This is a genomic window from Streptomyces odontomachicola, from assembly GCF_039605595.1.
Classification (GTDB): Bacteria; Actinomycetota; Actinomycetes; order Streptomycetales; family Streptomycetaceae; genus Streptomyces.
Window position 1 is genome coordinate 1 of the sequence record NZ_JBCFOK010000021.1, and the last position, 20,681, is coordinate 20,681.

Here is a 20,681-nt window from a genome sequence, read left to right on the forward strand (position 1 = left end):
AGCCCCGCTGCGGGGCTCCAACTGAGGTGGCGAGCGCCGATTCGGGTCACGTATGGGCCCGGTCCTGTGGGACCGGGCCCTTCCGTATGTGCAGATCTGTGAGGAGACGTAGGTCACAGCAATCGAGGGGTAACCATTGCGGGGGGTCGAGGGTCTAACCGGGTGGCGTGGGCCTCCCGGCGGAGGCCTTCGCCACTCGCCGAGTGCGTCTTTGGGGGACGCGCCCGGCGGCAGCAGGGGTGAGCGTGCAGCACGGGGAGCTTTGAGCGGCCCTCCCGCGTACGTGCAGCCGGCAAACGCCCGGCCAGGATCCCGTGGGGGGAATCCATGACCGGGACAAGAAAACGCCCCGTCGCCGGGCCCGTGGGGGGACCGCGAGCGACGGGGCGTTTTCCCTTGCGGGTCGTTGCGCTTTTGCCCTGCCGGGCCGTTGCGCCTGTGGTCGTCTCAGCCTTTGACCGCCGGTCGGCTGCGCTTCTTGTTGCTTCCCGCTGCGGCGGGATGTGTGTGGGTGGTTGCGACTGCCTTGTGAGTCTCCGGGCTGCCTCCGACGCTTCGCGCCTGCGGCTGCCAGTGCCCCCTTACGAGCTGTGGGCAGTCGTTCCGCAGGGGCGGAACGGGTTGGCACAGCGGACCGGCAGCCGCCGCACCTGCCCCGCCCCGCACCCGACGTGGCACCGGGGCGGAGCCCCGGAGTCAGCGGAAGCGGCGCAGGCGCAAGCTGTTCGTGACCACGAAGACCGAGGAGAACGCCATCGCTGCGCCCGCGATCATCGGGTTCAGCAGGCCCGCCGCCGCCACCGGCAGCGCCGCCACGTTGTAGCCGAAGGCCCAGAAGAGGTTGCCCTTGATCGTGGAGAGGGTGCGGCGGGAGAGGCGGATCGCGTCCGCCGCGACCCGGAGGTCGCCCCGTACGAGCGTGAGGTCGCCCGCCTCGATCGCGGCGTCCGTCCCCGTACCCATGGCGAGGCCGAGGTCCGCCTGCGCCAGGGCGGCGGCGTCGTTCACGCCGTCGCCGACCATCGCCACCGTGCGCCCCTGCTCCTGCAGCTTCCGCACCTGCGCGACCTTGTCCTCCGGCAGTACCTCGGCGATCACCTCGGGAATCCCGACGGCACGCGCCACGGCCTCGGCCACCGCCCGGTTGTCCCCGGTCAGCAGCACCGGCGCCAGCCCCAGCGCACGGAGCCGCTCGACCGCCTCGGCGCTGGTCTCCTTCACCGCGTCGGCCACCGTGAGCACGCCGCGCACCGCGCCGTCCCAGGAGACGGTCACCGCCGTACGCCCCTCGGCCTCGGCCGCCGCCTTCGCCTCGGCCAGGGAGGACGGGAGCTCGCCCGCGCCCCGCCCGACCTGCACCTCGTGACCCTCGACCGTGCCGCGTACGCCCACGCCCGCCGTATTGCGGAAGTCCTCAGCCGCGGGGAAGTCCCCCACCCGGGAGCGCGCACCCTCCGCGATCGCGCGGGCGATCGGGTGCTCGGAGGCGTCCTCCAGCGCGCCCGCGTACCGCAGCAGCCGCGACTCGTCGGTGCCCTCGGCCGCGTACACCTCGCTCAGCGTCATCCGGCCCGTGGTGACCGTGCCCGTCTTGTCCAGGACGACGGTGTCCACCCGGCGGGTGGATTCGAGGACCTCGGGGCCCTTGATCAGGATGCCGAGCTGGGCGCCGCGCCCCGTGCCGACCATGAGCGCGGTCGGCGTGGCCAGCCCCAGCGCGCAGGGGCAGGCGATGATCAGTACGGCGACGGCCGCGGTGAAGGCGCCGGTCACACCGCCGGAGCCGAACAGCAGCCAGCCCGCCAGCGTGCCCAGCGCCAGCAGCATCACGACCGGTACGAAGACGGCCGACACCCGGTCGGCGAGCCGCTGCACCTCGGCCTTGCCGCTCTGCGCGTCCTCCACCATCCGCGCCATGCGCGCGAGTTGGGTGTCCGAGCCGACGCGGGTGGCCTCGACCACGAGGCGGCCCGAGGTGTTCACCGTCGCGCCCGTGACCGTGTCGCCCGCGCCGACGTCCACCGGCACCGACTCGCCGGTCAGCATCGACGCGTCGACCGCCGAGGAACCCTCGACGACGGTCCCGTCGGTGGCGACGGTCTCGCCGGGCCGCACCACGAACCTGTCGCCGACCGCGAGCCGTTCGACGGGGACCCGGGTCTCGACGCCGTCCCGCAGCACGGCCACGTCCTTGGCGCCCAGCGCCATGAGCGCCCGCAGGGCGGCTCCGGCGCGCCGCTTGGAGCGGGCCTCCAGGAAGCGGCCGAGCAGGATGAACGTGGTGACGCCCGCGGCCACTTCGAGATAGATCGCGGAGGACGCCTCGCCCGGCGAGGCGGTGAGGTCGAAGCCGTGCCGCATGCCCGGCATCCCCGCGTCGCCGAGGAACAGCGCCCACAGCGACCAGCCGAAGGCGGCCATCGTGCCGACCGAGATCAGCGTGTCCATGGTGGCCGCGCCGTGCCGCGCGTTGGTCCACGCGGCGCGGTGGAAGGGCAGCCCGCCCCACACGATGACCGGCGCGGCCAGCGTCAGCGAGAGCCACTGCCAGTTGTCGAACTGGAGGGCCGGGATCATCGCGAGCAGCACCACGGGTACCGAGAGCACCAGGGAGACGAGGAACCGCTGCCGTACGGCGGCGAGTTCACCGTCCGGCGCCTCTCCGCCCTGCTCGCCCGCGGTCTCGTCCGAAGGGTCCGCCGCCTCGGGGGGCGCGGGCGGCGCCGGCCGCTCCGCGGAGTAGCCGGTGCGCTCCACGGTGGCGATCAGGTCGTCGACGGACACCCCCGCCCCGTACGCCACCTTGGCCTTCTCGGTGGCGTAGTTGACGGTGGCCGAGACGCCGTCCATCCGGTTGAGCTTCCTCTCCACGCGGGCCGCGCAGGAGGCGCAGGTCATGCCGCCGATGGACAGCTCGACATCCGCGGTCTCCCGCTCCGCACCCGCCGGTGCCTCCGGCGCGGTCGTCATGACCGGCCTGCCAGCTCGAAGCCCGCCTCGTCCACGGCGGCGCGCACCCGCTCGTCGTCCGGCTCGCCGGCCGAGACGACGGTGACCTCGCCGGTGGCGGCGACGGCCTTCACCGACTCCACGCCCTCGATCGCGGAGATCTCCTCGGAGACCGCGCCCTCGCAGTGCCCGCAGCTCATGCCGGTGACCTTGTAGGTGGTGGTGACGTTGCTCATGGGTCATCTCCTCACGCTCGTGCTGCCCTGCGTATCTCTACGAGGGGAACACTATACCCCCCCTAGGTATTCCCGGGACCCCGCTCGGGTTCCCGCGCGCGGCCCTCGTACACGGGTGTCCCGAGGTCCCGGCGGGCCGCACGCGAAGCGGCTCCGGCCGCCTCGCGTGCGGGGGTGCGAGGCGGCCGGAGCCGGTTGGGGCAGCGGTGTGCGGCGGGGTATTCGGTGACCGGGGTTCCCGGCTGACACGGGCTAGCGTCCGCCGCGGTGGCCGGGCCTGCGGGCCACCCAGTCGCGGATGGTGTCAGCGAACCAGTACGGCTTTCCGCCCTCCACCAGGTCGGGTTGGGGCAGCAGACCGTGTTTCCGGTACGAGCGCACCGTGTCCGGCTGGACGCTGATGTGCGCGGCGATCTCCTTGTACGACCAGAGCCTTCGGTCGGCCATGCTCAGCACCTCCCACAGGGGTGGCTTGATGATCAAACACCCTGTGCTCGGTGAACGACGGAGCGTGACAGGAGGGAGGGGCTGTTGAACGCCTGTGACGCGGCGCCCGAGTAATGGTGACGGTCGTGACGGTTCTCCTACGCTCGCGAGGGGGCGGGAGCGCCGTTCCAGCCCGCCACGTACGCTCAGGCGTCAGGCGTACAGGGACGGGCGCTCCGTCATGGAGACCGGCGTGCGCTCGCCGGAGGACTGGGCGCGCACGCCCGCCTCGCACACCGCGGCGGCGGCGTAGCCGTCCCAGGCGCTGGGGCCGCGGGTCTCGCCGCGGCGCGCGGCGTCGGCCCACTGCTGCACCTCCAGGTCGTACGCCTCCTCGAAGCGGGCGACGAAGTCCTGGGTGATCTCGCCGCCCCAGCGGCCCCCGGTGTTGGTCATCAGCGCGTGGCCCTCGCCGATGCGGGCCGTGCCGCCCTCGCAGACGGCCTCGACCTGGACCTGGTAGCCGAAGCCGCAGGTCGCGAAGATCTCGGTGTTCACCAGGGAGCCGCCGTCGGTCTCGAAGACGACGAGCTGCGGATCGCTCAGGTCGCGCGGGGAGTTGGCTGAGGGCTTCGGGCGCAGCACGGTCACCGAGGTGATCTCCTGCTCCAGCAGCCAGCGCGCGCAGTCCATCTCGTGCACGACCGAGTCGTTGATCAGCATCTCGTTGGTGAAGTAGTCGTGCACCGAGACGTTCCTGTGCCGGCAGTGGAGCATCAGCGGGCGGCCCAGGGAGCCGCCGCCGAGGAGCTTCTTGAGCTGGACGTACTCCTTGTCGTAGCGGCGCATGAAGCCGACCTGGATGCGGCGGTGCCCGAGCTTCTCCTCGGCCTCCAGCACGCGCAGCGCGCTGTCCGCGTCCGGCGTCAGCGGCTTCTCGCACAGCACGGGCAGGTCGCGCTCCAGCGCGTCGAGGAGCTGGGCCTCGTGCGCGGGTCCTGGGGATGCGAGGAGCACGGCGTCGACGGCCGGATCGTCCATCGCCTGCCGGTGATCGGTGTACGGGGTGCACCCCGGGGTGCCGTCGGCCAGCTCCTTGGCGCGGCCCTCGTCGATGTCCACCACGGCGGCCACACGGGCCCCGCTGACGACGTCCCTGATCCGCCGCACGTGATCGGCCCCCATCTTCCCGGTACCGACGACGGCGACGCCAAGTGTGGTGGTGCTGTGCTGAGTCATGTGGTCCCTCGACTGTGAGAGTGGAGCGGCTTGCCTGGTCCGGCTGCTTCGGGTCCGCTGCGGCGGAAGGGGGTTTCGCGGCGTGCCGTGTGCCGCGCCCGGCGGGGACCGAACGGGCCCGGCCGGGCGGGTGGTTGCCGGCTTGGGGCGGAGCGGGACTCACGCCCCGCACGTGCGCAGAAAGCGCCGCGTGCGTTCCGCGATCGGGAGCGGGGTGTCCGGGGCGCACGGGTACATGTCCTGTTCGACGATGGCGAAGAGGTCGACGCCCAGGCCCTGCGCGGCCCGGAGCACCGGCTCCATCGCGGGGACGCCCAGGGGCGGTTCGCACATGACGCCCTTCTTCACCGCGGGGCCGAAGGGGATGCCGTCCCGTACGACCTCCTCCAGGATCTCCGGGTCCACCTGCTTGAGGTGCAGATACCCGATCCGCTCCCCGTACGTCTCGATCAGCTTCACGCTGTCGCCGCCGCAGTACGCGTAATGCCCGGTGTCCAGGCACAGGCCCACCGCGTCGGAGTCGGTGCCGTCGAGGAAGCGGGCCACGTGCTCCTCGGTGTCGATGTGGGTGTCGGCGTGCGGGTGCACCACGATGTCCAGCCCGAAGTCGTCCCGCACCCGGCGGCCCAGCCGGTCCATGCCGCTGGTCAGATGCCCCCACTGCTCGGCGGTCAGCTCGCGCGGCTCCAGCTCCTCCGCGGTCTTGTCGTCCCTCCAGAAGGAGGGGATGACGACGAGGTGCCCCGCGCCCATCGCCCGTGTCAGCCCGGCCACTTGGGACACGTGCTCCCACGTGGCGTCCCACACGCCGGGCCCGTGGTGCAGCGAGGTGAACACGGTGCCGGCGGAGACCTTCAGGCCGCGCGAACCGGTCTCCTCGCGCAGCGCCGCGGGGTCGGTGGGGAGATAGCCGTACGGGCCGAGCTCGATCCACTCGTACCCGGACTGCGCCACCTCGTCCAGGAAGCGCCGCCACGGCACCTGCCGCGGGTCGTCGGGGAACCAGACGCCCCAGGAGTCGGGCGCCGAGCCGACGCGGAGGCGGTCGAGGGAGGGGGACTCGGTCGGTGCGGGCATGGCGGATCTCCTCGGGGAGTGGTGGGGAGGCGGCCGTCGCTGTGAGCCAACTCGCCGCGCACGGCGACTGTCAAGGGTTTGTCAGGACAACACTTCATCCGCACGTGGCATGCCTCGCGTGGCAGTCAGTATGTCCAGACAAAGTCTTGACAGGCTTTCGCGGCGGCCACAACGATGAGGGAACCGCCGAGGCACCGCCCCGCCGACGAAAGGGCACCGCACCCATGGCAGCCGACCGCAGCAGCGCCCCGTACAGCGCGCCGTACGACGTACTCACCATGGGCCGCATCGGGGTGGACATCTACCCACTGCAGACCGGTGTTCCGCTGCCGCAGGTGGAGACCTTCGGGAAGTTCCTCGGCGGCACGGCCACCAACGTCGCGGTCGCCGCCGCCCGGATGGGCCACCGCAGCGCGGTGATCAGCCGCACCGGGGACGACCCCTTCGGCACGTACATCCACCAGGCGCTGCGGGAGTTCGGGGTGGACGACGGGATGGTGACGGCGGTGCCGGAGTACCCGACGCCTGTCACCTTCTGCGAGATCTTCCCGCCGGACGACTTCCCGCTCTACTTCTACCGGCAGCCCAAGGCGCCCGACCTCGAAATCCACCCGCACGAACTGGACCTGGGCGCCGTGCGCGGGGCCCGGGTGTTCTGGATGACCGGCACGGGGCTGTGCGAGGAGCCCAGCCGCTCGGCGACGCTGGCCGCGCTGGAGGCGCGGGGCGGGGAACGGTTCACGGTGTTCGACCTGGACTGGCGGCCGATGTTCTGGGACGACCCGGAGCGCGCCCGCACCGCGTACCGGCAGGCGCTGGAGCACGTCACCGTCGCCGTCGGCAACGTGGACGAGTGCGAGATCGCCACCGGCACCCGCGACCCGCGCGGCTGCGCCGACGCGCTGCTGGAGGCCGGCGTCGAGCTGGCCGTGGTGAAGCAGGGCCCGAAGGGCGTGCTCGCCGTGCACCGCGACGGGAGCAGTGCCGAGGTGCCGCCGCACCCCGTGGAGGTGGTCAACGGCCTGGGCGCGGGCGACGCGTTCGGCGGCGCGCTGTGCCACGGGCTGCTGGCGGGCTGGGACCTGGAGCGGCTGATGCGGTACGCGAACGCCGCGGGAGCCCTGGTCGCGGGGCGGCTCGCCTGCTCCTCCGCGATGCCCACGGAGGACGAGGTCGCCGCGCTGCTGGACGGCTGACCGGCCCTGTGCGGCTGGCCTGCTCCGTACGACTGGCCTGCTCCGTACGGCCGACCGGCCCTGGACGGCTGACCGGCCCGTGGCGCCGCCTCGCGAAGGGCCCTTCCCTCCCCTCAACTGCCATGAAAGCGAGCCCCCTTGAGCAGCATCAGCATCCCCGGACTCGTCGAGGTGCGTGCCCGGCATCCGGAGGCGATCGCGGAGGCGGCGGCGCGGCGGGCGCGGCGCCCGCTGGTCGGTGACGGCGGGCGGCTGATGATCGTCGCAGCCGACCACCCGGCGCGCGGCGCGCTCGCGGTCGGCGGCGAGAAGCTCGCCATGGCCAGCCGCATCGACCTGCTGGAGCGGCTGACCCTGGCGCTCTCGCGGCCCGGCGTGGACGGCGTGCTGGCCACCGCCGACGTCCTGGAGGACCTGCTGCTCCTGGGCGCGCTGGAGAACAAGGTGGCGATGGGCTCCATGAACAGGGGCGGTCTCGCCGGCGCCTCCTTCGAGCTGGACGACCGCTTCACCGGGCACCGCGCGCAGGACATCGAGCGGCTGCGGTTCGACGCGGGCAAGCTGCTGCTGCGGGTGGACTACGACGACCCGGGCTCGCTGAGCACGCTGGCCGCCACGGCGCGCGCCGTGGACGAGATGGCGGAGCGGCGGCTGCCGGTGTTCGTCGAGCCGTTCATCTCGCGGCGGGTGGACGGGGCGGTGCGCAACGACCTGAGCGGCGAGGCGGTGGCCCGCTCCATCGCCATCGCCTCGGGGCTCGCCGGGACCTCCGCCTACACCTGGCTGAAGCTCCCCGTGACCGAGAATCCGGACGACATGGCCTGGGTGTGCGAGACCTCCACGCTGCCGGCGGTGCTGCTGGGCGGCGAGGTCGGCGGCGACAGTGACGGGACGTACGAGAAGTGGCGCAAGGCGCTCCGGCTGCCCACGGTGCGCGGCCTGGTGGCGGGCCGCTCGCTGCTGTACCCGGCGGACGGAGACGTGGCGGGCGCGGTGGACACGGCGGTCGGACTGCTGTGACCGGGCTGCTGTGAGGACGAGTGGTGAGGGGCGAAGCATGACGGACAGTGAGTTCTACGTACCGGCGGGGAGTGCCGCTTCCGGCCCGTACGCGCTCGACATCGACCCCAAGCGTGCCGGGTGGGGGTATTCCTCGCTGCGCGTGCTGGAACTGGAGCCCGGCGGCGCGCACACCTTCGCCACCGGCGAGAGCGAGTGGATCGTGCTGCCGCTGAGCGGCGGCTGCACGGTGGAGTGTGACGGGGAGCGCTTCGAACTGCGCGGCAGGGAGAGCGTGTTCAGCGGGGTCAGCGACTTCGCGTACGTGCCGCGGGACGCGCGGGTGACGGTGTCCAGCGACGGGGGCGGCCGCTTCGCGCTCACCGGCGCGGTCTGCTCGCGGCGGCTGCCCGCGCGGTACGGGGCGGCCGAGGGCGTGCCTGTGGAGCTGCGGGGGAGCGGGAACTGCTCGCGGCAGGTCAACAACTTCGGCGCCGCGGGCGTCTTTGCGGCGGACAAGCTGATCGCCGTTGAGGTGCTCACCCCGGGCGGCAACTGGTCCTCGTACCCGCCGCACAAGCACGACGAGTGCCGGCCCGGCGAGGAGGCCGAGCTGGAGGAGATCTACTACTTCGAGATCGCCCCGCACGACGGCATCCCGGGCAGCGGCTACCAGCGGGTGTCCCCGTCCGGGCGCGGCCGCAACACCGACGTGCTCGCCGAGGTCCGCACCGGCGACGCCGTGCTCATCCCGGACGGCTGGCACGGGCCCTCGATGGCGGCGCCCGGCAACCACATGTACTACCTGAACGTGATGGCGGGCCCCGCCGAGGAGCGCGCCTGGCTCATCTGCGACCACCCCGAGCACGCCTGGATCCGCGGCAGTTGGGAACAGCAGCGGGTGGACGCGCGACTGCCCCTCTACACCGCGCCGGACAGCGCGCAGACCCCGGAAGGAGAGGTCCGTTGACGACCACCAGGCGGCTGACCGTCGCGCAGGCACTCGTACGGTTCCTCGGCGCGCAGTACACCGAGCGGGACGGGCAGCGGCACCGGCTGGTCGACGCGTGCTGGGGCATCTTCGGGCACGGCAACGTCGCCGGGCTCGGGCAGGCCCTGCTGGAGAACGGCCAGGGCCCAGAAGCACCGCTCCGCTATCTCCAGGGCCGCAACGAGCAGGCCATGGTGCACGCCGCCGTCGGCTACGCGCGGCAGAACAACCGCCTCTCCGCGCAGGCCGTGACCACCTCCATCGGCCCCGGCGCCACCAACCTCGTGACCGGCGCCGCGCTGGCCAGCGTGAACCGCCTGCCGGTGCTCCTGCTCCCCGGCGACATCTTCGCCACCCGCGTCGCCGACCCCGTGCTCCAGCAGCTCGAAGTCCCGTACGCGGGCGATGTGTCGGTGAACGACGCGCTGCGCCCGGTGTCCCGCTGGTTCGACCGCGTCATGCGGCCCGAGGCGCTGATGACCGCCGCGCTCCAGGCGATGCGGGTGCTGGCCGACCCGGTGGACACCGGCGCCGTGACGCTCGCGCTGCCGCAGGACGTGCAGGCTGAGGCGTACGACTGGCCGGAGGAGTTCTTCGCCGAGCGGGTGTGGCGGGTACGCCGTCCCGTACCGGAGTCCGGGGAGACCGCGGAGGCGGTCACCGCGATCCGCGCGGCACGCCGTCCCCTCCTGATCGCGGGCGGGGGCGTGCACCACAGCGAGGCCGAGGACGCGCTGCGGGCCTTCGCGGAGGAGACCGGCATCCCCGTCGCCTCCACACAGGCGGGCAAGGGCTCGCTGCGCCACGACCACCCCTGCGACGTGGGCGGCATCGGGCACACCGGCACGGCCGTCGCCGACGAACTCGCCCGCGCCGCCGACCTGGTGATCGGCGTCGGCACCCGCTACACCGACTTCACGACCGCCTCGGCGACCCTCTTCGCCGAGCCCTCGGTCCGCTTCCTCAACCTGAACATCGCGGGCCACGACGCGCACAAGCTCGGCGGCGCGACGGTGGTGGGCGACGCGCGGGCCACCCTGGAGACGCTCCGCGAGGCGCTCGCGGGACACCGGGTCCCGGAGGCGTACGAGGAGAAGTACGCGGCGGGCAAGGCCGCGTGGGAGCGCGTCGTGGACTCGGTGTACGCCGCCGAGGACCCCGCCGTGCGCCCCACCCAGACCCAGGTGCTCGGCGCCCTGGACTCCGTGGTCGGCGACGCGGACGTGGTGATCAACGCCGCGGGCTCGCTCCCGGGTGACCTGCACAAGCTGTGGAGGGCGCGCTCGCCCCGGCAGTACCACCTGGAGTACGGCTACTCCTGCATGGGCTACGAGATCCCCGCCGCGATCGGCGTGCGGCTCGCGGCGCCTGACCGCCCGGTGTGGGCGCTGGTCGGCGACGGCACCTATCTGATGCTGCCCGGCGAGATCGTCACCGCGGTCCAGGAGGGCGTGAACATCAACGTCGTGCTCCTCCAGAACCACGGCTACGCCTCCATCGGCGGCCTCTCCGAGGAGACGGGCGCCGAACGCTTCGGCACGGCCTACCGCTTCCGCGATCCTTCCGACGGCACGTACACCGGCGACCCGCTCCCGGTCGACCTCGCCGCGAACGCCGCCTCGCTGGGCATGGACGTGATCCGCGCCGAGTCGGTGGCCGAGCTGCGCGAGGGCTTGGCCGCCGCCCGCGCCTCCTCGCGCCCGACCTGCGTTTACGTGGAGACCGACACCTCTCCGACGGCGCCGCCGCCCGAGGCGTGGTGGGACGTGGTCGTCGCGGAGACCTCCGAGCGCCCGGCGGCGCGCAAGGCCCGCGAGAACTACGAGCGGCACGCGGCGCAGAGGCGGCGCCACCTCTGAGCTGAGGCTGAGCCGAGGCTGAACGGAGGCGGGTATTCCGGGGGTTGCCGGACACCACAGGCCAGGTGCCCCTTAGCCTGCCGTAATGCCCGCCCCCGCCTCGTCCGCCCCCGTCTCACCTGACCCTCCGATACCCGCTCCCGCGCTGCTCGCCGTGGAGCACGTCGCGCACGGCTACGGCCCCCAACAGGTGCTGCACGGCGTCTCGTTGAGCGTCGCACCCGGCGAGTGCGTGGCCGTGACCGGGCACAACGGGTGCGGCAAGTCCACCCTGCTGCGGCTCGCGACCGGCTCGGAGCGGCCAATGTCGGGGAGGGTGCTCTTCGACGGCGTACCGGTGCGCGAGGACCACGCCGCGACCCGCGCCCGCATCTCCGCGGTGCTGGACAGCGCCTCGTACTACCCGGATCTGACGGTGCGGGAGCACCTGATGTTCGTGGCGGTGGCGCACGGTCTGGGCGACGGAGCGGGGGAGGCCGTCGACGAGGCGCTGTCCTCGCACCGGCTGACCGCGGGCGCCGATGCGCTGCCCGCCGCGCTCTCCTCGGGCCAGGCGCAGCTCCTGCAACTGGCCGCCGCGCTGCTGCGCCCGCACGACCTGCTGGTGCTCGACGAACCCGAACAGCGCCTGGACACACGGGCGCGCGCCGAGCTCGCGGCGCGGCTGCGCGCGCGGAAGGAGGACGGCGCGGCCGTACTGCTCGCCACCCACTCCGGCGGACTCGCGGAGGAGGTGGCCGACCGCACCCTGCGGCTGGAGTCCGGCAGCCCGGCGGAGGGCGGGGCCGGCGCGGGGGAGGAGGCGTGACGCGCACGGAGGCCGCGGCCCGGGAGGGCGGCGGTACGTGGGAGGAGTCCACCTCCGAGGCGCTGGCCTATCTGCGGGCGACGCTGCGCGAGCGCGGCGGCCGCGGCAGGCTCCGTGACCGGGCCACCACGCTCTACACGCTCGCGCTCGTCGCCGTCTTCCTCGGCGTCCCCTACCTCGCCTCGGCCGCGCGCTCGGCGCCGGACGGCCCCTGGCGGCGCGGCATCGCCGAACACACCCTCGCCGTCCTCCCGTCGGCCGCGCCGCTCCTGCTGCTCACGCTGCTGTACGCGGCGCTGCGCAACGCCCGGTGGCAGGGCCCCGTCGCCGTGGACGCGGCCACCGCGTCCTGGGCGCTGCCCCAACCGCTGCTCAGGGAGCGCCTGTTGCGTCCGCGCCTGCTGACGGCCGGGGCCCTGTGGGGCGGGCTGGGCGCGGTGGCCGGCGCGGTGTGCGGCTTCCTCCTGTCCACCCAGGGCAACGGCGCCCGGCCCGCGACCACAGCGGCGGGCGCGTGGGCATGCGGAACGGTCCTGCTGCTGGCAGCGGCGTGCGCCACGCTGGCCCAGCGGTACGAGCGCACCGTGCCCCGCGCCTTCGCGCTGCTCCTCGCCGGGCTGTACGCGGTGCTGCTGACCGGCGCCTTCGTGCCGTGGACGCCCTCCTGGTCCACCGGGCTCGTGCTCTGCTCGGGCCCGTGGGGCTGGGCGGCGCAACCGCTGGCCGCGGCCGCGGGAGCGCCCGGCATCTGGTCCGCGACCTGGCCGTACGCCGTCGTGCTCCAGCTCGTCGCGGTGGCGGTCGCGGCGCGGGCCGCCTGGCGCGCCGCCCCGTACATCCCGGCCCCCGTGCTGGCCCGTAGCGCCCGCATCCGCCGGACCCTCGCGGCATCCCTGGTCACCCTGGAACTCCGGCAGGCCAGGTCGGCGCTCCCCGGGCCCCTCCACCGCGGCGCGCGCCTCCGCCTCCCGGTCCCCGCCTCGCCCCGGCTGCTGGTGCCCTGGCGTGACCTCACCGCGCTGCTCAGGGCGCCGGCGCGCCCGGTCCGCGCGCTGTTCTGGCTGGCCGCGGCCCTCGCGCTGACCGCCGCCGCTCCCGCGCCCGCTCCCCGTACCGGTGCGCTCTGCGCGGTGCTCGCGCCGGCCGCCGCATACCTGGCCGCCGCCCAACTCGCCGAGCCCGCGCGCCTGGACGCCGACGATCCGCGCCGTGCGGCGGCCCTCCCGTACACCCGCGGCGCGCTGGCCCTGCGGCACACCGCCGTACCCGGCGCCCTCCTCCTCGCCGGGCTGGCCGGCGGCGCCGCAGCGCTCGCCGCGGCGGGGCTGTGGCATCCCGCGCTGCTGGCCCTGTGCTGCTGCGCCCCGGCGCTGCTCGGCGCCGCGCTGGTGAGCGCCTACCGGGGCAGCATGCCGCCGCGCGTCGCCATCGGGACCGAGACGCCGCTGGGCAACACGGCGCCCGCGCAGATGGCGGCGTGGTACGCGCGCGGCCCCCTGACGGCCCTGGCCTGCGCAACGCCCGCGCTCCTGGCGACACTCCACGCCGGAGCGCCGCTCCTCCCCGTCTGCCTGTGGCTCCTCGCCGCGGGAGCGGGGCTGCTGTGGTGGGGGTGGCGGAGGGCGGGGAGGTAGGCGCGTACGGCGTGGAGCGGCAGGCGCTTGCGGTGCGGGGCAGCGCAACGCGGCGATGGGGTGCGGCGCGGAGGCGTCGGGCGGTGCGGCGCTGTGGGGGCACATTCCGCTCTGCGGAGAACGGCCCGCGCGCGGGGTTCCCGCACGTCACACGCGTCCCTTTATTCTCGGGGGCATGACGCCGCTGCCCTGGCTCCGGGCGCTCAAGGAGACCGCGCGTTCCGGACTCATGATCGAACGCGCCGCGATGACGCCGCTGCTGGCGCTGCGCGGCGCCTGCGGTGTGGCCATCGTCATCGGGCTGGCGCTGGGGCTGGGGTCACCGCAGCTCGCTGTGGCCTCCGCGTTCGGCGCCTTCGCCTCGGGCGTGGCCACGTTCCAGCGCAGTTGGCGCCCGCGCCCCGTGCTGGCGCTCGCCGCCGCCGCAGGACTCGCCGTGTCCACCTTCCTCGGCTATCTGCTGGCGGCCTGGCCGCCGGCCTTCGTGGTGCTGCTCGCCGTGTGGTCCTTCGGCGCGGGCATGGCGTGGAGCGTCGGGCCCACCTCGGGGGTGGTCGCCGCGCTGACCATCGCGGTGATGCTGGTGACCGTCACGCTGCCCACCACGGTGGCGGGCGCGCTGGTGCACGCGGCGCTGATCGCCATGGGCGGCGTGGTGCAGGCGCTGCTCATCGTGCTGTTCCCGATCAGGCGCTGGGGCGACGCGCGGGACGCGCTGGCCGACGCGCTGGCCGGGGTCGCCGACTACGCGCGCAGGCTGCGGCACGACCCGACCGCGCCCTTCGACCCCGAGCCGCTCATCGAGGCGCGCAAGGCGGCGGCCGTCACCCCGCGCCAAGCGCGGCGCAGGCCGCGGCAGTTGCGCGGCTACCGCGCGATGGCCGAGCGCTTCCGCCCCGTACTCGCCTCGCTCGCCGACCCGGTGGTGGGCGGTGCGCCCACCGAGGGCCCGGAGCGCGACCGGGTCAGGGAACTCCTCGCCGCCGCTGCCACCGTGCTGGACGCCACCGCGCACGCCATCCGGCACGGCGAGCGGGTCAGGGTCCCCGAGGAGGCGCTGAACGTGCTCCAGGTGCCGGAGTCCGGACCGGTGCTCAGCGGCCCCGCGCGGCGCGCCGCGATGCGGCTGATCGCGCTCACCGACGACGCGGTGGACGCGGCGGAGGAGCCGGTCGAGGTGACCAGGCCCAACCCCGTGCTCCCCAACCCGATCCCGCAGCGCAGCGCTTGGCACACGCTCTCGGAGACCTCGGGCATCGACCTCACCGCGACCGGCGGACTCCGCAAGCTGGGCAAGAACGAGAAGGGCGGCCACGGCGACGGGTCCAGCGGCAGCAATGGCAAGGCCGGCGACGGCGGGAAGCCCAGGAACACCGGCAGCGTCGGCGGCGCAGGCCGCTTCGACAGCAGCGAGACCACGGGCTCCATCCCGCTCCCGCCCAAGGGCGCCGCGCCCGCCGAGGGCGCCTCGGCCGAGGGCTCGGCCAACGGTTCGGCCGACGGCTCGACGACCGGTTCGCACCGCGCCGTACGCCGTCCCCGGCACCTCTACAGGCCGACCCTCGCCGGCATGATCCCCGTCGCGATGCGCGCGTACCGCCGGGAATTCCGGCTCTCCTCGCCCATCTTCCGGCACGCGCTGCGCACCTGCGCCGTCACGACGCTGGGCTGGATCATCGGCAAGCTGCTGCCGCCCGAGCACGGCTACTGGATCGCGCTGACCGCGGTGATGGTGCTGCGCCCCGACTTCTCCCGCACCTTCGAACGCGGGGTGGCCCGCTTCGCCGGGACCCTGGTCGGCGTGGCGATCGGCGCCGCCGCCACCGCGCTGCTCGCCCCCGGCGCCTGGGCCAGCGCGGGCCTCGCCGTGCTCTGCCTGGGCCTCAACTACCTGCTGATGAAGGCGGGTTACGCGATCAGCTCGGCGTGCATCGGCGCGTACGTGGTCTTCCTGCTCGGCATCGCGGGCTCGGTGTGGTCGCAGACCGCCGTGGAGCGGATCGGCCTGACCGCGCTCGGCGGAGTGCTCGCGATGCTCAGCTACGCGGTCTACCCCGCGTGGGAGACGCCCCAGCTCAGGGACCGCCTGGCCGACTGGCTCGCGGCGAACGGGCGGTACGCCGTCGCCGTGCTCGACCGCTTCGCCGACCCCGCGGGCGGCACCTCGCGGCAGGTGCGGGAGGCGCTGCTGGACCAGCGCGCCGCGCGCCAGGAGTGGGACCAGATGCTCTCGCGCGCCGACGCGGAGCCGGTGCGCCACCGCGGCCGCCTCTCGCACCGCGCGGCGGCCGAGGCGCAGTCGGCGATGCTCACGATGGGCCGGGTGACCATGCTGCTGGAGCCTCACCTGCCGGGCCGCACCGCCGAACCCGACCCGGACGCGGAGGACTTCGCCGCGACCTTCGGTCCCTCGGTCGAGGAGGCGGCCCGCGCGGTGCGCGAGGGCGGCGCGGTGGACTGGGCCCCCGTGCACGAGGCGCTCCAGCGCTGGTGGGACCGCGTGGAGGAGCCCCCGCCCGTGGCGCTGCGCACCGCCGACCTGCTCGCCGACGCGCTGGACGACCTGGCGGGGGCGGTCAACCCGCGCACCCGGACCGAGTCCCGCAAGGACGGCTGAGCCGAGTCCCGCAAGGGCGGCGGAGGGCCGGGCCGTCCAGCGGCGTCGTGTGTGCTGTACTGCCTGCGCTCAGTGCTTGAAGCCGACGTTCACGCAGGCCAGCCGGTCGCCGGCCTCGCCCGCTTGCCCTGGCCCCGTGTGCGTGCGGTGCGCGTGCAGCACGACCGACTTGGCCTGGCCAGGACGGAAGCGCCAGTTGACGTCCGCCGAGCTGCGGCCGTTCCCGTTCGGGTCGGTACGCAGGTCGAGCCACACCTCGTTGCGCGGGTTCGCGTACGCGGGATTCGTGGACGGCTTGCCGTGCGCGGCCGCCGGGTCCTTGCGGTTCTGGTAGTGCGGGCCCGAGGCGTCCGGCTTGGCGCCGCAGGCTTCGGAGTGCACGTGCGCACCGAAGGCGCGGTTCGGCTGGAGCTCGTGCACCCGGAGGCCGACCTGCGTACCGCCGTTGCCCGCGCGGCCCCCGTGGGTGCGCTGGGTGACCTGGATGCGGCTGAACTCCGGTACGGCGGCGCGGTCGTACGTGACGGCCGCGGACCTGGCGTTGTGTGCGGGGGACTGGAAGACGCCCTGGGTGACGGTCACGGAGGTGGGGGAGGGGGCGAACGCCGTCGTCGCGGCGATCGCTGCGGCCACGGCTGTGGCCGCGGCGGTTCTCATGGCGATGGACATGCGCTCAAGGTAAGGAGCGCCGCGCGGGGCCCCGCCGCACCACGCGCGCACCGGTACGAACTACCGCCCGCACGGCCCCGTAAGGGCTCCCGAACCCGTAAGGGCCAGGACAGAGGGGACGGACTGTTCCTAGGGTGGCGCCCATGGAGGAGCACAGGCCGCGCGGTGCGCGCGTGCGGAGGCGTCGCGGCGCGGGGATCGGCCTGCTCATCGGCCTGGCGGTGCTCGCCGCGCTGCTCGTCGTGCCGGGCGACGAGGGCGGCGAGGAGGGCAAGGGCCCCTCCTGCGAGGGGGTGCGCGCGGTGGGCTGGCGCCAGGACCCCGCCATGACGGAGGAGTTCGCGCGCTACGGGGACGACAACGGGCGGCTCGACGACTGGACCGGCGGCGACGGCACCCGCTCCGTCCGCCTCCCCGACGGGCGCACCCTGTGGATGTCGGCCGACACCTTCCTGGACCAGGTGCACGGGGGCCGCACCCGTAACGGCAATCCCGTATGGGTGCGCAACGCCGGGCTGGTGATGTCCCCTCAGGGGCGCATCGAGCGCACCCTCCTGGGCTCGGCGGGCGGCCGCCCCTCCGCGCTGTTCCCCGGCTCCGCCACCGCCGACGGCCGGGAGATCTGGCACTGGCCCGTGCAGGCCGTGGTGGAACCGCGCGCCCCCGGCAGCTCGGAGAAGGTCGTACGGGTGCTGCTCTGGCAGCGCGAAGCGGGCTCGGGGCCCTGGGTGTTCGGGGTGCCGCGCGCCACCGAGGTCGCCACGCTCTCGCTGCCCGACCTGCGCGTGGAGAGCGTGCGCACGGTGCACTCCGCCACAGACCAGCCGAAGCTGGAACACCGCGTGCTGTACGGGACGTCGGCCGTCACCCACGACGGCTGGACGTACGTGTACGGCGCTGACGAGGGCAGCGTGCGCGGTCAGGCGTCCCGCGCACACCTCGCGCGGGTGCCGGAGGGCAGGCTGAGCGAGCCCGGCGCCTGGCGGTTCTGGGCGGGCCGGCACCACGGGGGCTGGCAGCGCGATCCGGACCGCTCGCGCCCGATACTCGTCGGCGGCACCTCGCAGCGCGGCGCCACCGGCACCTATTCGGTGGTCCGCGACGCCGGCACCGGGAGCTGGCTGCTGCTGACCATGGACGCGGGCGGCCCGCACGGACAGGGCATGTCGGACGTCGCCTCGTACTGGTCCTGCGGCCCGACAGGCCCCTGGCACGGACCCTCACGCGTGGCGAAGCCGCCGCTGCCGAAGGGCGGACAGCAGGCGGGCGCCGTCCCCTACAACCCGCAGGGGCACGGGGAGTTCGGCACAGGCGCCGTGGGCGCCACGGGCGCGGGCGGCTCGGGCGGCGACTCGCTGCTGATGAGCTACGACGTGAACGTGCTGGACGACACCTCGGCCATCCACCGCGACGTGTCCCTCTACCGGCCGCGCTTCCTGCGGCTGCGGCTGGCGCCGGCCGGGAAGTGAGGGGTCAGGTGCTCGGGTCTTCCCGCTCCGCCGTGCGCCGTGCCGCCTCGGCCGGGCGCCGCAGGGAGTCCTCCGGCTGGTCGATGTCGGGTACGGAGTCGGCGTCCTCGTCCCGTGTCTCCTCCTCGCACAGCGCCCGGTACTTGGCGTCCCGCAGCTTGAGCAGCACGCACGCGACCAGCGCCGAGAGCAGGGAACCGATCAGCACCGCGGCCTTCACGTGCTCGGTCGTCCCCGCGTCGTCGAAGGCCAGCTCCGTCACCAGCAGCGAGACGGTGAAGCCGATCCCCGCGAGCATGGCGACCCCGGCAAGGTCGGGCCAGGTCAGATCGTCGCTGAGGCGGGCGCGGGTGAAGCGCGCGGTCAGATACGTACCGCCGAAGACCCCCAGGAACTTGCCCGCGAACAGGCCCACCACGACCCCCAGCGCCTCCGGCTGCCGGAAGGTCCCGGCGAGCGCGGGCCCCGACACCGCGACCCCGGCGGAGAAGAAGGCGAAGAGCGGCACCGCCACCCCGGCGGACAGCGGCCGCACCAGATGCTCGACCCGCTCCGCGACGGAGGGCGCGTCCTGCTCGGGGTCGGGGCCGGCTCCGTTCTCGCCGTCGTCCCCGTCGCGGCTCTCGTCGCTGCTCCCGTCCTTCTTCCGGTCAGGCAGCACCCGCAGAAGCATGCCCATCGCCACTCCGGAGATGGTCGCGTGCACGCCGCTGTTGTACATCAGCGCCCAGATGACCAGCGCCAACGGCACGTACACGTACCAGCCGCGCACCCGCAGATCGACGTGCAGCACCCGGAAGAGCACCAGGCCGGCGAACGCGCCCGCCAGCGCCCACCAGTTGAGCCCCGAGGTGTAGAAGACCGCGATCACCAGGATCGCGCCCAGGTCGTCGACGATGGCGAGGGTGAGCAGGAACGCCCTGATCCCGGACGGCAGGTTGGTGCCGATCACCGCGAGCACGCCGAGCGCGAAGGCGATGTCGGTGGCCATCGGCACGGCCCAGCCGTTCAGCTCGCCGTCCCCCGCGAAGGCCGTCCCCGCGTAGAACAGCGCGGGCACCGCCATCCCGCACAGCGCCGCCACCACCGGCAGCGCCGCGGCCGCTGGCTTGCGCAGCTCGCCCGCCACCAGTTCGCGCTTCAGCTCGATGCCGGCCACGAAGAAGAACACGGTCAGCACGCCGTCGGACGCCCAGTGCGCCACGGACAGATCGAGCCCGAGCGAAGGGAGGCCGAAGTGGAAGTCCCGCACGGCCGCGTACCACTGGCTGAGGACCGGCAGGTTCGCGCAGGCCAGCGCCAGTACGGCGGCGACGAGCAGCACCATGCCGCCCGCCGTCTCTGTGCGGAGCACGTCGGTGAGGTGTCTCCGCTCCCGGGCGGAGGGCCGGGCGAAGAGGCGGCGGGGCCGCGGTGCGGAGGGGGTCATGCGGGGGCGCTCCGGGTGTGTCTGGGCAGGCTGATCGGTCCGCCGACCAGACTTCCCGGCACGCCCTCAGCGCCGGCGACCACACGCCGGGGGGAAAGCCGGATGGATCTTGACGCTTCCCTGACACCCTAACGCGGTGGCCCGGGGGCCCTCGTGCCCGGTTCCGGGGGTTCCGTCCCCCGCTCAGCACTCCGTGCGCGTGCACCGGGTGACCGCGAAGTGCCCCGTGCCCTCCCGCTCACTGCGCACCGCGCCGGAGCCGAAGCCCGCCTTCTCGGCCCAGCCCTCCATGTCCTCCAGGGTCCGGCAGACCGGCGCGGGGTCGCCGTCGCGCCCGGCCAGCGCGGCGAAATCGGGCTCCGCGTGCCGCAGCCGCGTGGTGAACAGCAGCACCCCGTCCGGCGCGAGCATCCCGCGCAGCCGCTCCAGCGACTCCCGCACCGCCTCGTCGTCCGGCACCAGCTCGTACAGCCCGGAGGCGATCACGATGTCCGGCGCGGCGCCGCCGGGCAGCGGCGCGGGGTCGAGCGCGTCGCCCCGCTCGTACGTGACGGAGTCCTCCGGCAGCCCGCAGCGCAGCGCCAGCCGCCGCCCGGCCCGCAGCGACTCCGGAGCGAGGTCCCGGCACACCACCCGGAGCTGCCCGCCGGGCTGCTCCTCCACGAGGAGGTCGAGCAGATACCGCCCGGGGCCCGAGGCCACGTCCAGCACCCGGATCTCCCCGCCCCTGCAGGCGATCTCCTCGCGCAGCACCCGCCCCAGCAGGTCCCGCCGGGAACGCAGCGCGCTCCAGCACGGCTGCTCCAGGAAGCGCCGGTCGGCCAGTCTGCCGAGGAGCGGCAGGAGCGGGTGCGGCTGCGGTACGGCGCGGTACGCGTAGTCGGCCATCACGCCGCTGCCGAACCCGTGCCCGAGCCCGGTGCGCACCCCCGCCGCGGCCCGGCCGGCGGTGCGCAGCACCAGCCCCCGCGCCCGGCGCCCCACCGTGCGAACAGTCATCGCCGCTTTCCCCTCACAGTCGTCCTGCGAACTGTCTGCACACCCGCACCCCTCACCACACGTAAGCCCACTCGTCCGGCCCTG

16 protein-coding genes are annotated in these 20,681 nt (G+C 74.2%); 8 read left to right on the plus strand and 8 right to left on the minus strand.

Features of this window, described 5'->3' with window-relative positions; all coding sequences use genetic code 11:
- Window positions 1-696 precede the first annotated feature (696 nt).
- From ABEE00_RS30945 to ABEE00_RS30965, 5 genes are all read right to left on the minus strand, one after another.
- The gene (locus ABEE00_RS30945; RefSeq protein ID WP_345749068.1) at window positions 697-2,970 is read right to left on the minus strand and encodes a heavy metal translocating P-type ATPase; all 2,274 of its coding nucleotides are present in this window, start codon (window positions 2,968-2,970) and stop codon (window positions 697-699) included.
- Entirely contained in the window at window positions 2,967-3,185 is a 219-nt protein-coding gene (locus ABEE00_RS30950) for a heavy-metal-associated domain-containing protein (protein WP_345749069.1), read from the minus strand. Before ABEE00_RS30950 ends, ABEE00_RS30945 begins: the two co-directional genes overlap by 4 nt.
- Before the next feature lie 252 nt (window positions 3,186-3,437).
- A complete protein-coding gene (locus tag ABEE00_RS30955) occupies window positions 3,438-3,632 on the minus strand; it encodes a helix-turn-helix transcriptional regulator (RefSeq protein ID WP_345749070.1) in 195 nt (64 codons plus the stop codon).
- 192 nt (window positions 3,633-3,824) lie between these two features.
- A complete protein-coding gene (locus tag ABEE00_RS30960; protein WP_345749071.1) occupies window positions 3,825-4,850 on the minus strand; it encodes a Gfo/Idh/MocA family protein in 1,026 nt (341 codons plus the stop codon).
- Between the two features lie 159 nt (window positions 4,851-5,009).
- On the minus strand, window positions 5,010-5,927 hold the full coding sequence (locus tag ABEE00_RS30965; RefSeq protein WP_345749072.1) for a sugar phosphate isomerase/epimerase family protein: 918 nt from the start codon (window positions 5,925-5,927) through the stop codon (window positions 5,010-5,012).
- Between the two features lie 224 nt (window positions 5,928-6,151).
- Here ABEE00_RS30965 and iolC point away from each other — a divergent pair, with 224 nt between their 5' ends.
- The 7 genes from iolC (at window position 6,152) to ABEE00_RS31000 (ending at window position 16,031) form a co-directional block, all read left to right on the plus strand.
- Window positions 6,152-7,123: a 5-dehydro-2-deoxygluconokinase gene (gene iolC, locus ABEE00_RS30970; protein ID WP_345749073.1), complete on the plus strand. Its 972-nt coding sequence runs from the start codon at window positions 6,152-6,154 to the stop codon at window positions 7,121-7,123.
- Window positions 7,124-7,261: 138 nt separating this feature from the next.
- Window positions 7,262-8,143 carry a Cgl0159 family (beta/alpha)8-fold protein gene (locus ABEE00_RS30975; RefSeq protein WP_345749074.1) on the plus strand — a complete coding sequence of 294 codons (882 nt, stop codon included), beginning with the start codon at window positions 7,262-7,264 and terminating at the stop codon, window positions 8,141-8,143.
- Between the two features lie 37 nt (window positions 8,144-8,180).
- Window positions 8,181-9,092: a 5-deoxy-glucuronate isomerase gene (gene iolB, locus ABEE00_RS30980; RefSeq protein ID WP_345749075.1), complete on the plus strand. Its 912-nt coding sequence runs from the start codon at window positions 8,181-8,183 to the stop codon at window positions 9,090-9,092.
- Window positions 9,089-10,972 carry a 3D-(3,5/4)-trihydroxycyclohexane-1,2-dione acylhydrolase (decyclizing) gene (iolD, locus tag ABEE00_RS30985; RefSeq protein ID WP_345749076.1) on the plus strand — a complete coding sequence of 628 codons (1,884 nt, stop codon included), beginning with the start codon at window positions 9,089-9,091 and terminating at the stop codon, window positions 10,970-10,972. Before iolB ends, iolD begins: the two co-directional genes overlap by 4 nt.
- A gap of 85 nt (window positions 10,973-11,057) precedes the next feature.
- Complete coding sequence (locus ABEE00_RS30990) at window positions 11,058-11,780, plus strand: ABC transporter ATP-binding protein (protein ID WP_345749077.1); 723 nt, start codon at window positions 11,058-11,060, stop codon at window positions 11,778-11,780.
- Window positions 11,777-13,414 carry a hypothetical protein gene (locus ABEE00_RS30995; RefSeq protein ID WP_345749078.1) on the plus strand — a complete coding sequence of 546 codons (1,638 nt, stop codon included), beginning with the start codon at window positions 11,777-11,779 and terminating at the stop codon, window positions 13,412-13,414. Before ABEE00_RS30990 ends, ABEE00_RS30995 begins: the two co-directional genes overlap by 4 nt.
- Window positions 13,415-13,589: 175 nt before the next feature.
- Window positions 13,590-16,031, plus strand: a complete 2,442-nt coding sequence (locus tag ABEE00_RS31000; RefSeq protein ID WP_345749079.1) for an FUSC family protein — start codon at window positions 13,590-13,592, stop codon at window positions 16,029-16,031.
- Between the two features lie 69 nt (window positions 16,032-16,100).
- Here ABEE00_RS31000 and ABEE00_RS31005 read toward each other — a convergent pair whose 3' ends face one another.
- The gene (locus ABEE00_RS31005) at window positions 16,101-16,700 is read right to left on the minus strand and encodes a superoxide dismutase family protein (RefSeq protein ID WP_345749080.1); all 600 of its coding nucleotides are present in this window, start codon (window positions 16,698-16,700) and stop codon (window positions 16,101-16,103) included.
- A 143-nt stretch (window positions 16,701-16,843) separates the two neighbouring features.
- On the opposite strand from ABEE00_RS31005, the gene ABEE00_RS31010 reads away from it, so the two are divergent.
- Entirely contained in the window at window positions 16,844-18,169 is a 1,326-nt protein-coding gene (locus ABEE00_RS31010) for a DUF4185 domain-containing protein (RefSeq protein WP_345749081.1), read from the plus strand.
- Window positions 18,170-18,173: 4 nt separating this feature from the next.
- Here the strand turns inward: ABEE00_RS31010 and nhaA are convergent, their stop codons facing one another.
- Together nhaA and ABEE00_RS31020 are read right to left on the minus strand one after the other, a co-directional pair.
- Entirely contained in the window at window positions 18,174-19,598 is a 1,425-nt protein-coding gene (gene nhaA, locus ABEE00_RS31015) for a Na+/H+ antiporter NhaA (protein ID WP_345749082.1), read from the minus strand.
- Between the two features lie 183 nt (window positions 19,599-19,781).
- Window positions 19,782-20,597, minus strand: coding sequence for a class I SAM-dependent methyltransferase family protein (locus tag ABEE00_RS31020; protein ID WP_345749083.1), 816 nt, complete (start codon window positions 20,595-20,597; stop codon window positions 19,782-19,784).
- Between the last annotated feature and the right edge of the window lie 84 nt (window positions 20,598-20,681).